This window comes from Bifidobacterium sp. M0307, from assembly GCF_016100445.1.
Taxonomy (GTDB): domain Bacteria; phylum Actinomycetota; class Actinomycetes; order Actinomycetales; family Bifidobacteriaceae; genus Bombiscardovia; species Bombiscardovia coryneformis.
In genome coordinates this window covers 15,035-30,856 of sequence record NZ_JACFSL010000001.1, presented here as the reverse complement: position 1 = coordinate 30,856, position 15,822 = coordinate 15,035, and the positions used below count along the sequence as shown (strand labels likewise).

At 62.0% G+C, this 15,822-nt stretch carries 13 protein-coding genes and 1 tRNA gene; 5 read left to right on the top strand and 9 right to left on the bottom strand.

Going from position 1 to position 15,822, the window contains the following annotated elements; all coding sequences use genetic code 11:
- Positions 1-78: 78 nt before the first annotated feature.
- Together H3V08_RS00130 and H3V08_RS07465 are read left to right on the top strand one after the other, a co-directional pair.
- On the top strand, positions 79-801 hold the full coding sequence (locus tag H3V08_RS00130; RefSeq protein ID WP_198181190.1) for a hypothetical protein: 723 nt from the start codon (positions 79-81) through the stop codon (positions 799-801).
- Positions 801-1,190, top strand: coding sequence for a variant leucine-rich repeat-containing protein (locus tag H3V08_RS07465; protein ID WP_232340008.1), 390 nt, complete (start codon positions 801-803; stop codon positions 1,188-1,190). Before H3V08_RS00130 ends, H3V08_RS07465 begins: the two co-directional genes overlap by 1 nt.
- 62 nt (positions 1,191-1,252) lie before the next feature.
- On the opposite strand, the gene rsmI is transcribed toward H3V08_RS07465, so the two are convergent.
- The gene (gene rsmI / locus H3V08_RS00120) at positions 1,253-2,239 is read right to left on the bottom strand and encodes a 16S rRNA (cytidine(1402)-2'-O)-methyltransferase (RefSeq protein WP_198181189.1); all 987 of its coding nucleotides are present in this window, start codon (positions 2,237-2,239) and stop codon (positions 1,253-1,255) included.
- A gap of 202 nt (positions 2,240-2,441) precedes the next feature.
- Here rsmI and H3V08_RS00115 point away from each other — a divergent pair, with 202 nt between their 5' ends.
- Positions 2,442-4,001: a dolichyl-phosphate-mannose--protein mannosyltransferase gene (locus H3V08_RS00115; protein WP_232340184.1), complete on the top strand. Its 1,560-nt coding sequence runs from the start codon at positions 2,442-2,444 to the stop codon at positions 3,999-4,001.
- Between the two features lie 87 nt (positions 4,002-4,088).
- Here H3V08_RS00115 and H3V08_RS00110 read toward each other — a convergent pair whose 3' ends face one another.
- Complete coding sequence (locus tag H3V08_RS00110; protein ID WP_198181188.1) at positions 4,089-5,528, bottom strand: GH1 family beta-glucosidase; 1,440 nt, start codon at positions 5,526-5,528, stop codon at positions 4,089-4,091.
- Between the two features lie 308 nt (positions 5,529-5,836).
- Between H3V08_RS00110 and H3V08_RS00105 the strand changes: the two genes are divergently transcribed.
- Both H3V08_RS00105 and H3V08_RS00100 read left to right on the top strand, forming a co-directional pair.
- Positions 5,837-6,544, top strand: a complete 708-nt coding sequence (locus H3V08_RS00105; protein ID WP_198181187.1) for a DedA family protein — start codon at positions 5,837-5,839, stop codon at positions 6,542-6,544.
- Between the two features lie 165 nt (positions 6,545-6,709).
- Positions 6,710-6,782: transfer RNA gene (locus tag H3V08_RS00100), tRNA-Ala, on the top strand.
- Positions 6,783-6,880: 98 nt separating this feature from the next.
- On the opposite strand, the gene H3V08_RS00095 is transcribed toward H3V08_RS00100, so the two are convergent.
- From H3V08_RS00095 to dnaK, 7 genes are all read right to left on the bottom strand, one after another.
- Entirely contained in the window at positions 6,881-7,921 is a 1,041-nt protein-coding gene (locus H3V08_RS00095) for a hypothetical protein (protein ID WP_198181186.1), read from the bottom strand.
- 360 nt (positions 7,922-8,281) lie between these two features.
- Positions 8,282-9,130 (bottom strand): DUF4190 domain-containing protein, encoded by an 849-nt coding sequence (locus tag H3V08_RS00090; RefSeq protein ID WP_110444397.1) that lies wholly within the window; start codon positions 9,128-9,130, stop codon positions 8,282-8,284.
- 146 nt (positions 9,131-9,276) lie between these two features.
- A complete protein-coding gene (locus H3V08_RS00085) occupies positions 9,277-10,971 on the bottom strand; it encodes a DEAD/DEAH box helicase (protein ID WP_198181185.1) in 1,695 nt (564 codons plus the stop codon).
- Positions 10,972-11,181: 210 nt separating this feature from the next.
- Positions 11,182-11,751 carry a heat shock protein transcriptional repressor HspR gene (locus H3V08_RS00080; RefSeq protein WP_198181184.1) on the bottom strand — a complete coding sequence of 190 codons (570 nt, stop codon included), beginning with the start codon at positions 11,749-11,751 and terminating at the stop codon, positions 11,182-11,184.
- Between the two features lie 120 nt (positions 11,752-11,871).
- Positions 11,872-12,891, bottom strand: coding sequence for a DnaJ C-terminal domain-containing protein (locus tag H3V08_RS00075; RefSeq protein WP_198181183.1), 1,020 nt, complete (start codon positions 12,889-12,891; stop codon positions 11,872-11,874).
- Positions 12,892-13,032: 141 nt separating this feature from the next.
- Positions 13,033-13,809 (bottom strand): nucleotide exchange factor GrpE, encoded by a 777-nt coding sequence (grpE, locus tag H3V08_RS00070; RefSeq protein WP_198181182.1) that lies wholly within the window; start codon positions 13,807-13,809, stop codon positions 13,033-13,035.
- Between the two features lies 1 nt (position 13,810).
- Positions 13,811-15,685, bottom strand: a complete 1,875-nt coding sequence (dnaK, locus tag H3V08_RS00065; protein ID WP_033491733.1) for a molecular chaperone DnaK — start codon at positions 15,683-15,685, stop codon at positions 13,811-13,813.
- Positions 15,686-15,822: the final 137 nt, after the last annotated feature.

Below are 15,822 nucleotides of genomic sequence, written 5' to 3'. Positions count from 1 at the left end.
GCCGTCGGACTTATCCACAACCGCCCTTCCCTCAAGCAACCTTCGAACTGCCCTGTAATCCTCCGTAGGGTCATGGCCATGACTCGCGAACACGTTTTCGGGGGAAACCGGACCTTGTCACCAGTCGGGGTGAATCTTGCCTCCAACCAATCAACCGGAACGGCAACCAGGTCAGGTAGGGGGACAGGAGCACACCGGGGAACCGCAACCGGCCCTGCCGACGCGCCCCCTGATACGCCGGCTCTCCCCGCACAGCCAGGGTTGATACATATTGACGACCTGCCAGGGCGACTGAGCCTTGCCCTGCTTGTCCGGCTTGGCATCGTCACCGTCCTCGACAGGTCAACCTGCTATCTGAACGAGGCGGCAGGTGGCATCTTCGGTCGGGCCTCAATCGTCAACCCCCTACTCCCCTTCGGGGCGGCCGCCTGCGGGTCCCTGGCCCTCTGGGTCTGGATGAGTGGAGAGTTCCCGGAGGCACTCGACATCATCTCCAACTCCCACTTCCGCGCACCAGTCCTGGGACGCCCCCTCCGGCCCCACAACCGTAAGCTCAACCCCCAATACCTGATGCGGGTGGGCGAGCTCTGGGTGACCTCCCCCTTATGGACCGCCTGTGACCTGGCCTGTGAGGAGGCCGACCCCCTTAACGGGTTCTCCCGCAAGGAGCGGATTCTTGAACTCATGGACCGTTACCGGATCAGCTGCCCGGAATGCCTGGACCTGTTGTCCGCCAACCCCCGATGGCCCGGCCACGCCACTGGAGTGCGAATCTTCACGGACCTGAAGGACCTTCTCTGATGTCCGGCCGCCACCATCGGCAGGGGTCCGGTCGCCGGGCCACCCCGCTCTCAACCCTCTTGGGCCGAGGCCATCTGAATAACCGTCGCGGGAGGAATCATCAGAACAGGGCCGAGAGGATTTCAGCGGTCGGCAGGGCCACCTACGCCCAACCCGACAGGAGTCCCGGACCCGGGCCTCCGGAACCGCCTCTGGTACCCACTCCCGCCATGGCCACCGACCCGGATACCCCACCGGAGGTCCTCTGGTCCATAGCCCGAAATCACCCCGAACTACGCCGTTGGCTGGCCGCCAATCCGGCCGCCACCCCGGCACTGCTGGAAACCGTTTCCCAGCTCGGAGGCCCTGGGGTCAAACGGTCCCTTAATATCCTCCTCGGGAACTCATAAGGATGCGGTCGTACCAGGCGCCGACCGCATCACTTTCGACCGCAAGCCACGGTCGCCGCTCCCTAATTTTCCTGGCGGTCATCCAGGGTAGCCGCGTAGACCTTCTTGCGGTTGGGAAGGGAACCGTCCGGCAGTGGATGCTCGGCCACCACCCGAGCGATGGCATCCTTGATCCTGATCCCCTCCTCGTCGGCCCGCCGCTTGGCCAAGACAGCCAGGGCCCGATCCGAGAGGACTTCAGGACTCTCCGCCCTGACCTGGTCGGGGTCGGCACCAGCCACCACCAGAACCATCTCGCCCCGGGGCGGGTCCTGGGTCAGGGATTCGACAATCTGGGCAAGGGTCCCCCGCCGAACCTGCTCGTGGTCCTTGGTCAATTCCCGGCAGAGGGCCATGGGTCGATCCGCACCGAAGACCTCCTCCAAATCCTCCATGGCCTGGTCAATCCTGTGGGTGGTCTCGTAGAAGACCATGGTCCGCGGTTCATTCCGCAGCGAGCGCAGATGGCGGAGACGTTCACTGTGGCGCCTGGGCAGGAATCCTTCATAACAGAATCGGTCCGTGGGCAGCCCGGAAAGGGCCAGGGCATCCAGGACGGCACTGGGGCCCGGTGCGCAGGTGACGGGAATCCCCCGTTTGATGGCCTGCCGGACAATGGACATACCCGGGTCGTTGATGGTGGGCATACCAGCATCCGAGACAACCAGGGCGCAGGCCCCATCGGACACCTGGTCAAGAATCGGGTCGGCCATGTGGTCCTCGTTGTGGTCATGGTAGGCCACCACCCGCCCCGATACCCGTACACCCAACCTGTTGGCAAGGTCGTAGAGCCGGCGAGTATCCTCGGCAGCCACCAGGTCGGCCGACTCCAGAAGGGCGGCCAATCGGGTGGAGGCGTCGCCGACATTGCCTATGGGAGTGGCCGCAAGGACCAGTGTCCCGCCGGGGACATAGGCGGATTTGCCCTCCGGTTCCACACCTGCCACCTCGACCTTTTCCGGCAAGGATTTGTTGGTCCGGGAAAGAGATTGTTCTTCATGCCTCATCATGATTCCAGTATGCCTACTCTTGGTGATGATGACAGCCACCGTCAGTTATTCTTCGCAGCATCACTCCGCCAGACATGGCCGGCGTGCCGCCCGTCGCATGGGTTCTCTACCCATGTCCGGACGGCGGTTCCGACAGCTGCGCGGAATCCGGAGTCTGCAGAACCTGACGGTACGGCAGCGAGAATGGCTGGGATGCACTCTCATGGCCCTCTTCGGCGGCCTTCTTCGATTCATCAGACTCGGCACCCCACACGCCATCGTCTTCGACGAGACCTATTACGTCAAGGACTCCTGGGCGATGTTGCAGACCGGAGAACCCCGGAACTGGCCCAAGACCCTATCTCCCGGCAACATCCCCATCGACCAGGCCTTTGCCCAGGGCAATGTGAACCAGTGGTTGAATTCCGCCGAATATGTGGTCCACCCACCTGTCGGCAAGTGGTGCATCGCCCTGGGGCTGAAACTCTTCGGAGGGGCCGAAAATCCCTTTGCCTGGAGGGCCGCCACCGCCCTTGCCGGCACCATCGCCATTCTTCTTCTCTGCAGGGTGGCTCTCAGGCTCTTCCGCAACCTGCCCATCGCCATGATGGCGGGCTTCCTCATGTCCATCGATGGCCTGGGCATCGTCATGAGCCGCACCAGTCTCCTGGACAACTTCCTCATGATCTTCGCCCTGGCCGCCTTCCTCTGCCTCCTGGGGCACCGCGACTGGGCCCGGGCCCGACTTCGCGCCTCCTGGCGGGCGGACTGGCGAATCGAGAAAATTCACTACCGGGTCCGCACCGCCATCCCCTGGCTCACGGAGGAGATGGACGAGGACAACAAGGCCCTGTACACCGACACCACCGGTCCCTTCATCGCCTGGTCCTGGTGGAGAACCTGGGCCGCCATCTTCCTTGGCCTGGCAACCGGCACCAAGTGGTCCGGCGCCTACCTCTTCGCGGCCTTTGCCCTGATATCCGTAATCTGGGACGCCTGGGAGCGGCATAAGGTCGGCTATGGAGGCTGGTTCAAGGCCGGCATCTTCAAGGACGGGATTCCCGCAGCCCTGGTCATGATTCCCCTCTGGGCCGGCACCTATCTGGCATCCTGGACCGGATGGTTCAGGCATGACGACTCTTACATGCATGGGTGGGCGGCCAGCCACCCCGGGCAGGGTCTGACCTGGCTGCCCGAGGGGTTGCGGTCCCTGGTCGAGTACCACCGGGAAATGTGGCGGTTCCACACCACCCTGGATGCGGTGCACCCCTATATGTCGAGCCCGCTGACCTGGCCCCTGCAGACACGGCCGACCAGTTTCTACTGGCAGAAGCTCACCGACCACCCCGGCCTGTGCGCCATCAGCCCGGACTCCCCGTGCGTCGTAGCGGTCACCTCCCTGGGTAACCCCCTGATCTGGTGGCTGGGTTCCATCTGCATCATTCTCGGCATCGGGCTCTGCCTGCGCGCCGACAGGAGCGACTGGCGACTCTGGGCGACCATGGCCGGCCTCATAGGAGGGTGGCTCCCCTGGTACCAGTACCTGAACCGGACCACCTTCACCTTCTACTCCATCATCATCCTGCCCTGGATGGTTCTGGGAATCTGCTACATGGCCAACTGGGCCCGCCACAACATCAGCCGCACGCTCTATCGGCAGATGATGTGGACGACACTGATCATCATTGGATTGACCTCGCTCTTCTTCTACCCCCTCTGGACCGCGATGCCGGTTCCCTACTGGTTCTGGCGCATCCATATGTGGCTGCCCAGCTGGATATAGTCCATCAACAAGGCCCGCTACGTTCTCCGACCCGAGAACCTGCCATCGGGTCGGAGAACGTAGCGGGCCTGACCGGAAATCCACAGTCTAGATGGCGTTATCCCTGACGATTTGCGCGTACCTGAGACCGGAGTCCTTCCAGATTCGTTCCTGGGTCGGGTACTCCACACGGATCAGCCCAAACCGCCTGGTGTAACCAAGGGCCCATTCGAAGTTGTCAAGCAGGGACCAGGCGAAGTAACCGGTTACCCTGGCCCCGTCCCGAATGGCATCGGCCACGGCTCCGATATGCTGCTCCAGATAGACCACCCGCTTCGGGTCATGCACTATCTTCCCGTTGGCCTGCGAGGAATCAGGGCTGACCTCGTCCTCCCAGGCGGAACCGTTCTCGGTCACCATAAGATCCAGGTCCGGGAATCGGTGGGAGACCTCCAGCAGGAGGTCCGTCAGACCTTCGGGTTCCTGATTCCAACCCATGGCCGTCAGTTCACCTCGGGGTGGCAGGGTCTCCACCGATTCCTGGGCCGGCATGGCATCGGCCTCCTGGTCGGGCAGGCTTCCCTGGGGGCCGACCGCCGCCTTGGCCGGACTCTCTTCACCATGGCTGGCCTGCACATACGTGGTTGAGTAATAGTTGATGCCGAGCACGTCGAGCGGTTGGTGGATGGTCTCCAAATCACCCTCCTGAACGAATCTCCAGTCGGTGATTCCCTGGGCCGCCTCCCTGATGCGCGGGTCATAGGTCCCGGCAAGCATGGGGCCGAGCCAGACCTCATTGGCGAAGAGATCCGCCCTGGTCTTGGCCGCACGGTCCTCGTCACTCTGCGACTCAGCCCGAGTCACCTGCAGATTCAAGGTGACCGAAACACGGGCCTTGTCGCCCAGCTCGGCACGGATGGACTGGGCCCCCAGCCCATGGGCCAGGTTCAGGTGATGAACGGCGGCCAGGGTCTGGTCATAGTCCCGTATCCCCGGTGCATGAACGCCGTTCCCGTACCCCAGATAGGCCGTGCACCAGGGCTCGTTCAGAGTGGTCCAGGTATCGACGGAGCCGCCGAAGGACCTGGCAAGGACTCCGGCATATTCCGCATACCGCTTGGCCGTGTCCCGGTTGGCCCAACCTCCCGCATCCTGAAGGTACTGGGGCAGATCCCAGTGGTAGAGGGTCACCACCGGCTTGATGCCCTCCTCACGGAGCATGTCGAGGACCCGGCGGTAATGGTCCAGCCCGGCCTGATTCACCCCGCCTCGGGCGCTGGGGAAGATCCTAGGCCAAGCAACGGAGAGACGGTAGGCACCCACCCCCATCTCCTTCATCAGGGCGATGTCTTCGGGGTAGCGATGGTACTCGTCACAGGCCTGATCACCGTTCGACCCGTCGAGTATTCGCCCCGGTTCCCGGCAGAAGGTATCCCAGATGGAATCCGCCCGGCCTTCCTCCCTGGTGGCCCCCTCCACCTGGAAGGAGGCTGTGGCCGTCCCCCAGGTGAAATCCGACGGGAATGCAAACCTACTCGTCTCGCTCATGCACACACCTCTTCCTTGACAGTGCCAGCCCTTTTATCGTCCTTGTACCTGGAACCGGAGGGCCGATCGGTTTCAACCATGGAATCGATGCGACGTCTTCATCAGCACAGCATCGACCTCGCGGCCCATTGTCCCACTGAGCGGGCCTCCGAGTCTCAAATTTCGATTCCTTTCGCCCGGAGAAGCAGCCGGTTGTGTTGTCCCGGCAAGGATATGCACCGAAACCAGCGGACATGGAGGACGCCTTGTTAGAGTATGAGTCGGTTTTGCATTTCGAGGACTTCGACTGACAGGACGGTGTCTTATACATGGGTGTCATCAACTGGCTCTTGAACCTACTCAGGGACCCCCGCAGTGCCATTGCCGGGTGGATCGCCATGGGACTGGGGCCGACCTACACCTTCATCTTTCTGATCATCTTCATAGAGACCGGCGTGGTCTTCATGCCCTTCCTGCCCGGCGACTCACTCCTTTTCGCGGCAGGGGTCTTCGCGCACGATCCCTCCAGCGGGCTCAAGCTGGACATCCTCCTGCCCATCGTATGGCTGGCCCCCCTCATCGGCGACCAGAGCAACTACTTCATCGGGCACTTCTTCGGGCGGGCCATCGTCCGCTCCGGTAAGGTCAAATCGCTGACGCCGGAACGTATCGCCAAGACCGAAAATCTGATTGACAAGTGGGGACCCCTGGCTGTTGTGCTGGGCCGATTCCTCCCCTTCATCAGGACCTTCATGCCCTTCATCTCCGGTATCTCTGGCATGAAGTGGCGACGGTTCACCCCGTTCAGCATCCTTGGTGGTCTGGTCTGGTCGACCATCTTCACCCTTCTCGGCTACTTCTTCGGCGGAATTCCGGCCGTTCAGGAACACTTCGAACTGGTCATCATCCTCATCCTGGTCATCTCCGTCCTCCCCACTGTCATCGGGCTCCTCAAGGCAAGATTCGGCAAGAAGCGCGAGGATGTCGGAACAGCAGAACCGGAATCGGCAGAAGAAGCGGCCGACCAGATCCGGTAGGAACAGCGCAATCAAGTAAGGCCCCGCATAAGCGGGGCCTTACTGTACCAGGCTGAACCATCTGGGATTGCGGCCACCTCTCGGTGCCTTCCGGCCCCGAATTGCGTTTGGGCGGAGCCCGCGCTAAAGTAGCCTCTGTTGTTCGGCTAGGGTCGGGCAACGATTGGGGCTGTAGCTCAGTTGGTAGAGCGCTTCGTTCGCATCGAAGAGGTCGGGGTTTCGACTACCCTCAGCTCCACAGGGCCTTTGGCCAATCAGCCGATTCCGGCACCTTCCTGATCAGCACGGCCGGCAACATAAGTACCGACCGCGCCAACCATGCCTGGCCGACTGCCTCTAGGCAGCAAACTCCAACCCATTGCTCAGGTCACAGATGGGTTCTACTTCAGTATGCTCGGAATACTGGAGTCCGCTCTCCCAGTCGTCGTCAGAAGTCAACTCGCTACTACTATCGTCGTAGAGGCTCTGGGAATTGCTCTCACTGGTCTTTTCCGATATCTGCTTCCTATGCTCTTTGTCCATAGTAACCAGCCCCCATACGACGAAGATAAGGATGAGCAGCCAGACAAGGCAGAGCGCCGAGGCGACCTGTGAAAGTCTTTTGCTGGCCTTGTTCTTCGCGGTGAAGACACTGATAGGCGCGACAAATAAGGCAATTGGCCAACAAGTCAGGGACAGCACCAGTGACGTGATGGCGAGACCACTGGCCCCCTTGCTCTCCTGATCGGCAGGCGGCGCAACCTGCTGGGGCTGACCCATATAAGGGTTCTGAGCCATGTATGGAGCCTGGGCCGGGTAAGGACCCGGTGCAGGATAGGCAGGCCTTGCCGCATTGGGCACGAAAGGAGCAGGAGCCGCTCCATTCTGCGGCCCTTGGAAGCGCTGACCGCCAGGCTGGGCAACCTGTGGATACCCAGGTTGAGGTTGCGCACCTACCGGAGCAGTATGCGGCATGGCGGCGGGCCGTCCCTGGCCCTGAGGAACAGCAGGACGGGAAGCGGCATGGGGGCCGCTGACATTCGAGCCTGCCTGCGGGGCTTTGGCCTGAGGAGCCCCGACCCGCGGCTCACCCTGAGGGGCAGTCGGTCGCGAATTGACCGGAGGGGGCGTAGGCATTGAACCAGCCTGCACAGCTGCGGGCCGCGAATCAGCCGCCACAGCATCAAGTCGGGCACCCTCCCCTTCCGAGGCAGGCAGGCAATCCCACGTATAGGCATCATCAGACACTTGCCCACCCGATTCGACAGAAGAGGCATGCTGCTGCTCTGCCTCCAGGTTGGGAGTGGTCGCCGGGACACTGCCGGAATCAGTCAATCCTTGGGCATCATTCGCCCCGGCATTGATGTTCTGCGGGTCCATGGTCGAATCGTTGTTCATCTGCTTCTCTTTCCGCCAGTGCCACGACGTGAATCACAATCGAAGCAACAAGCTGTTTCCATCACAGGTTCTGCCACAAGCATCAGGTTGCCCGTACTGCGTGTACAGAGCGAACAGCAGGATGCCCAAACCGGCCCAGTCAGGAGCGGCGACCATCGACGGATTTATTCCCCTACCGTCAAGACGGCGCAAACCAGCTTCCTTGGTTTCCCCTCTCCTGCACACCATTCGATGCACAACCCCGGAAGCACCTGAGCACCGGATACGCCGATGCGCGCGGCCATATGGCAATACTACCATCGGTGATATGAAAGAGGCCGGGACAACCAGTGTGGTATGCCCGGCCTCTCAGAAATTCAATCAGGACACTTTGCCATTCTCATCGTTGACCTGGCTGGCGCTGAAGGAGTTGTCTGCCGTGTGTACGACAACCTCGACAGTGGGGTGCTTGAAGCCCTCCTTCTTGAGTTCCTTGGCCAGCTGTGTCATGTTCGTATTCAGAGCCGGCTGGTCCAGGATCTGATCGGCGGCATCGCTGTCAATCTCCTGCCCTTCAGGCAGTTCCATGCTCAGGTCGATGACGAGTTTCTCGTCCCCATCGGCCTTCAGAGTGGCGGTGACGTTCTGCTGCTTGAGCTGTCCGCCCATGGTGGAGTAGAACTCCTGCACATCAGGAGACCTGTCGATCCAGTCCTGCATGTTCTTGTACTTACCAGTACTGCTTCCCCCGACTGACTGGCTGATTGAATGGGAAACCTGATCCATCGTCTTGTTCATGACGTTGTAGACGAGGATGTTGGAGCCGATCATCATGATAATGGAGATGACCAGGGCCGCGATCGACATGCCCTTGCCCTTGCGACGATCCCCCTTGTTGAACTTGACCAGGCTGACAATCGCCAGGATCAGGCCAACCAGAGGCAGGAGGAAGGCCAGAACGAGGGCGGTGATGGCCATGCCGCTGTAGGAGTTGTCCTTCGGAGCAGCCTGGGGCTGACCGTTGAACTGAGGGTCGCCCTGAGGCGGATACTGGACGGGATCAGCGCCATAGGCGGGCTGCCCGTAGGCCTCTCCGGCCATAGGAGCCGAAGACTCCTGCCCATACCCATACTGACCCGCACCTGTTGCCGGGTAGGTGGGTGCGTCGGAATCGGCTGGATTCTGGCTGCCATATCCCTGGTTATCAAAATTGTGCGAATCTTCGCCCATTATTCTCTCTCCCCAGCGCGTCTCTCTTGACACGCCCATCGGTTTTTGTTCCGGTGACCGGATCCGGTCACGAGTTGCAATGCTACCAGGTCCCCATACGCAGAGGAACCGGGGCCAATGGGCAGGCCCCGGTTCCTCTGGTACAATCAGCGGCTGCGCGAGGAGCGGAAGGGGTTGGAATCCCTGCGGTGCCTATGGGGTCCATGCTGGAAGCCACCCGACCTGCTGGAGGCCCTGTCACTGCCAGCGCCCCGGCCACCCCTGCGGCCACCCTGACCGCGTCCGGAACCGTCCGACCAGGCCGCCCCGTCTCCGCGGCGGTTCCCTCCACGACCCCTACGGGTGCGGGCATCGATGGGGCCTTCCTGGTTTGCAAAGTCATCTTCCCGGCGTGAACGTCCGGAACGGTCACCCCTTCGACGGGAACCACCATCGCGGAATTTCCTGTCCTGACCACGATCGCGCCCACGGTCACGATTACGGTCACGGTCACGCGAGCGACCCCGACCTCCCGACGCGCGGCCGCGGGAGCCTTCCTTGCGACCCCCTTCGGAGCGGCTTGGGGTTGAGGATTCCAGGGACCATCCCTGAATGGGATCCGCCACAGCGCCTACCAGTTCACCGACCTCGGGAGAGGAAGCCGTGACGTGAACGGGTTTGGCATCGATATGGGCCATCCTGAGCAACCGCTTGGTGTCACGGCGCTGGTTGGGCAGGACCACGGTGACCACATCACCGGCTTTCCCGGCACGGGCCGTACGGCCGGAACGATGCAGGAAGGACTTGGGGTCCGCAGGCGGATCCACCTGGACCACAAGATCCACATCGCTGATGTCAACACCCCTAGCGGCCACATCAGTGGCCACCAGTACGCGGACGTCACCCCTGGAGAAGGCATCAAGATTGCGGTCACGCTGGTTCTGGGAGAGGTTGCCGTGCAGCTGGGCGGCCGGAATGCCATTGGTGATGAGGTTCTTGGCCAGCTTCTTGGCCTGGAACTTGGTCCGGGTGAAAAGGATGCGCTTGCCCTTGCCCGAGGCCAGACGGCGGACCAGGTCGTGCTTGGCGTCCTGAGTGGTCTCGAAGATGTGATGCGTCATCTGATCCACTTGCTGGGTGGCCGAATCCACCTCATGGACCTTGGCGTTCTTGAGGAAGCGCTTGACCACGGCATCCACCCCATGGTCCAGGGTTGCGGAGAAGAGCATACGCTGGCCGCCAGGCCTCACCTGGGTGAGTATCCGCTCGACCGCAGGCAGGAAGCCCATGTCGGCCATCTCGTCTGCCTCGTCCAGAACGGCGATACTGACGGATTCCAGGGAGAGCACCCTCTGCTGGAGAAGGTCCTCCAGGCGGCCCGGGCAGGCCACGACAATCTGGGCTCCGCGCTTCAGGGCATCGACCTGCCGGCCCTGCTTAACCCCGCCGTATACGGTGCAGGTCCTCATGTGGTAGGCATTGGCCAGGGGTGTCAGGACCTCATCGATCTGGTTGGCCAATTCACGGGTGGGAGCCAGGACCAGACCCCTCGGATGCGGAACGTTCTTCCGGCCTCGGCCACGGTCGTAGTCGTTGGACTCCTGCGGCAGGGTGGTTTCATCGAGAGCCAGGCGTGCCACCAGGGGAATCGTGAATGCCAGGGTCTTGCCGGATCCGGTCCGGCCACGCCCCAGAATGTCGCGTCCGTCCAGGGAATCAGGCAGGGTGTCCTCCTGGATGGGGAAGGCCTCGGTCTTCCCATCGGCTGCGAGCACCCTGACCAGGGCATCGGGAACGCCCAGGTCGGCAAAGGTCGTGCCGGCCTTGGACCCTGCGATAGTTGAAGTTTCAGTTTCAGGCATGACGTGAGATGTCAAGGATGGCCTTTCGAGTGGGAAATACGACGGGCACATCGGTTGACAGCCCGCGAGCCGCGAGCAAAGCAGAGGATTTCGCGGAAGCAATCAGCATTTCCCGGCAATCACAGCATTCAGGCGACGATCAACCGCATTCCTGAGTGGAAGCGGCTAACCTGTCAACAATACCACAGAGCAGGGAACCGACTCGGCGGGTCAGGAGTGCATCCCCCAGATAATCAGCGACTTGGAGGTGGCCATCTGCGGCTTGTCGCCATGGGCGGAAGCACCCGTCGAGTACTGCCCGTATTCGTGCGTTATCTCCTGTCGCCACAAGCGGGCGCTATCGGAACGTTTGATTTCGACCACCCGGCCATCCGCCGCGGCAGCGAATATGCTGGGGCCTTCGGCCTGCCTGGAACGTCTGAGTTGCCGCCGCAACTGGCGGTTCTCCTCGGCCAGGGCCAGGATCCTGGTCACCCCTGCCAGGTTGATGGATTCATCCTGACTCAGATGCTGGGCCTGGGTCAGCCGGTCCAGGTCACGCAGTGAGTAACGCCGCGCTCCCCCCTCGGTCCGTTCGGGCACAACCAGGCCCAGGCGGTCATACTGGCGGAGGGTCTGCGGGTGGATGTCGGCCAGGGTCGCCACCTGACCCACACTGAAGACCGGAAGCTCGATGTCCATGCCGGCGTCATCAGCCGCATCCAGGTTCACCTGGTCCCGGACCAGGGCCTGGGCACAGGCAAGGTACATCTGCCTGGTCTCCCTGTCTATCCGTGTCATGATCTTCATCCCCTTTCCGTTCCCCCACACCACAATCGGATCCTCTCCGCACAACCTGTGTCAGCCCCTCTCCCGGAGGGGACCGGGAGGGGCTGGTACAGGTTGCCGATGAATCGGCCTTCAGATCTTCATGCGGTCATCAGCCACCTGGGCATCAAAGTCCTGGCTGGCCTTGGCGAATTCACGCATGGCCTTTTTCTGGGCCAACCCGAGTCTGTCGGGCATCCGTATCCTGATTCTGCCAACCAGATCGCCGTTGCCTCGCCTGTCCTGGACCCCATGGCCGGACACCCTGACCTGATCGCCGCTGGACGATCCGGCAGGCACCTTGAAGGTGACCACCTGGTCATCCACATCACGTACCTGGACCTTGGCCCCCAAGGCAGCCTCGGAGACGGTGACGGGGAGGTCCATGACCAGATCCTTGCCATCCATCCCGAAGCGGGTGCTGGGCTCGACCTTGATCTGCAGGTAGAGGTCACCGCTGGCGCCCCCGTTGCTACCGGGCCGACCCTTGCCGGGAAGACGAATCCTCTGCCCGTCATGCACCCCTGCCGGAATGTGGGTCTTGAACTTGGACCCGCCCACGCTCAACGACACCGTGGCACCTTTGACGGCCTGCCGGAAGGAGAGACTGATTGAGGAGTTACGGTCCTGCCCCTTGACGGGCCTGGCCTCCTGCCGGGTCTCGTACCCGCTGAATCCCGTCGGGTTGCCGCCCGCGGCCCCTCCGCCACCGAAGGTGGAGAAGATATCGGAGAAGCCGGGCTGACCCCCTCCTGTACCGAAGTGGATTCCACCACTACCCGGTGCTCCACCGGCCCCGAACATGGAGCCGAAGATGTCGGAGAAGGCATCGGTACTGAATCCGCTCTGGCCTGATCCTCCGGAAAAGCGGGCGCCTCCCATGCCGAACTGGCGAATGGCATCATACTTCTGACGCTGCTCCTTGTTGCTGAGCACGTCATAGGCTTCGGAGATTTCCTTGAACCTCTCCTCGGCCTCCTTGGTCTTATTGAGATCGGGATGGTATTTGCGGGCAAGCTTGCGGTATGCCTTGGTGATTTCCGCATCGCTGGCGTCCTTGGAGACACCAAGGACCTTGTAATAGTCCTTGCTCAGCCACTCATTCTCAGCCATCCATGTCTCCTTTCCTCATAAGTAACGAATATCGGATTGAGAACCGTCATCTGTGCGCGCGGCGGCGGGCGGGATTCCCGCCTCGCCGCCGCACACTCCGGACGTCGGTTCGCATGTGGATCGTCCACAATCACCGGTCGCCTATTGCTCTGGCGATACCACCACTACCCTGGCAGCCCGAATCACCCTGTCTCCAATTCGATAGCCGGCCTCGACGACCGTGTCAACGGTCTCCTTGCTGGCCTCGGAATCCGGCTTGTGCAGGATGGCCTCGTGCCTGGTGGGGTCGAAGTCCTCGCCCTTCTCGCCGAACTTCTCGACCCCGAACTTCTCGAAGGTCTTGTCGATCTTGGCGGCGACGGCCTGGAAGGAATCGTCCATCTGGCCGTGCTCCCTGATCCGATCGATGTCGTCCAGGGCAGGCAGGAGGGCGGTCAGGACATCGATGATGCCATGCTGACGGAAGAGGTCCTGTTCCTTCTTGGTCCTGTTGCGGAAGTTGACGAACTCGGCACGCTCACGCTGCAGGGCATCCAGGTAGTCGGCCGCTTCCTTCTTGGCCTTACCCAGTGGGGTCAGGTCGTCTTCACCTGCGGATTCACCGGCCTGACCTTCATGGCCCTGTCCGGAATCCCGGCCTGCGCCATCACCGTCCGATGCTCCGGCATCCGCCGCGGAAGCCTGATGCCTGCCCCTTGCCTGGGCAGACGAGGCCTGGCCTTCGGAAGTCTGGGCATCGGACTCCTGACCCTCTGTCGGTCGGGCGGCATGACGCCCCCGGCCGGTCGGGCCATCCGGGGACTCCCCGGATCCGCTGCCGGGAGAACCCCCGGCCCGGCCGGATGATGCCGTGTCGCCCTTGAGCGACTCGGCATCATCCATGCCACTCAGATAGTCATCCTTATCGAAGGCTGACATATCACTCGCCGTCCTTCTTCTTGTCGTCATCCACGACCTCGGCATCAACCACGTCGTCATCGGACGAATCGGAGGCCTGGGCGGACCCATCCCCGGCGGTTCCTGCGGCCTGCTCAGCCGCCTGCTGGGAGTAGAGGGCCTCACCGATCTTCTGGGCAGAGGTCATCAGTTCGCTCTGAGCGTTCTTGACCTTGTCCATGTCGTCACCCTTGAGGGCCTCCTTCAGGGCGTTGACCTTGTCGGTGACCTCCTTGGCAACCTCATCGGAGATCTTGTCCTTGTTGTCGTTGACCAGCTTCTCGGTCTGGTAGGCGGCGGACTCGGCGGCGTTGCGGGTGTCAGCATCCTCACGGCGCTGCTTGTCTTCAGCCTCGTGCGACTCGGCCTCCTTGACCATGCGGTCGATCTCGTCCTTGGGCAGGGCAGATCCGCCGGTGATGGTCATGGACTGTTCCTTGCCGGTGCCCTTGTCCTTGGCGGAGACGTGCACGATGCCGTTGGCGTCGATATCGAAGGTGACCTCGATCTGAGGAACACCACGGGGTGCCGGGGCGATACCGGTCAGCTCGAAGGTGCCCAGGGGCTTGTTGTCGCGGGCGAATTCACGCTCACCCTGGTAGACCTGAATCAGCACGGAGGGCTGGTTGTCCTCAGCGGTCGAGAACACCTCGGAGCGCTTGGTCGGGATGGCCGTGTTGCGGTCGATCAGCTTGGTCATGATTCCGCCCTTGGTCTCGATACCCAGGGAAAGCGGGGTCACGTCAATCAGGAGGACATCCTTACGGTCGCCCTTGATGACGCCCGACTGGACGGCGGCACCGACGGCCACGACCTCATCGGGGTTGACGGTCTGGTTGGCCTCCTTGCCGCCGGTCAGTTCCTTGACCAGGTCCTTGACGGCGGGCATACGGGTGGAACCGCCGACCAGCACCACGTGGTCGATGTCCTGGATCGCGATGCCGGCATCGTGCAGCACGTTGTTGAACGGCGTGCGGCAACGACCCAGCAGGTCGGAGGTCATCTCCTCGAAACGTGCCCTGGTCAGGCTCTCGTCCAGGTGGACGGGGGTCCCGTCGGGGGTCATGGCGAGATACTGCATGGAGATGTTGGTGGAGGAGGAGGAACTCAGCTCCTTCTTGGCCTGCTCGGCCGCTTCCTTCAGCCTCTGCAGGGCAATCTTGTCCTTGGAGAGGTCCACGTTGTACTTGTTCTTGACCTCGCCGACCAGCCAGTCGATGATCTTCTGATCCCAGTCGTCACCACCCAGCTTGTTGTCGCCGTTGGTGGCCTGGACCTGAATGGTCGAGAAGCCGTCGTCGTCCTTGCCGATCTCCAGCAGGGAGACATCGAAGGTGCCGCCACCCAGATCGAAGACCAGGATGCGCTCGTCCTCCTTGCCCTTTTCCAGGCCGTAGGCCAGGGCCGCGGCGGTGGGCTCGTTGATGATGCGCAGGACGTTCAGTCCGGCAATCTTGCCGGCGTCCTTGGTGGCCTGACGCTGTGCGTCGTTGAAGTAGGCAGGGCAGGTGATGACCGCGTCGGTGACAGCCTCGCCCAGGTAGGATTCGGCATCCCTCTTGAGCTTCATCAGGATCTGGGCCGAAATCTCCTGGGGGGTCCACTTCTTGCCGTCGATTTCGACGGTCCAGTCGGTACCCATGTGGCGCTTGACCGAGCTGATGGTCCTGTCGACGTTGGTGACGGCCTGGCGCTTGGCCACCTCACCGACCAGAATCTCGCCGGACTTGCTGAATGCCACCACCGACGGTGTGGTGCGGGCACCCTCGGCGTTCACGATGACCGTGGGCTCGCCACCTTCAAGTGTTGCAATGCAGGAATTGGTGGTTCCCAGATCGATGCCAACTGCACGTCCCATACTCATGACCTCCTGATGAGTTCCGGTACAGGGCCCATGCCCTGCACCAGGTGTCTTCTACGTTTTCCACTCGCGCTTCGTTCGTGGTCCCGATGGCCGACTCGCGCCGGTCCCGGCAAGCAGCCAACCTGACCACT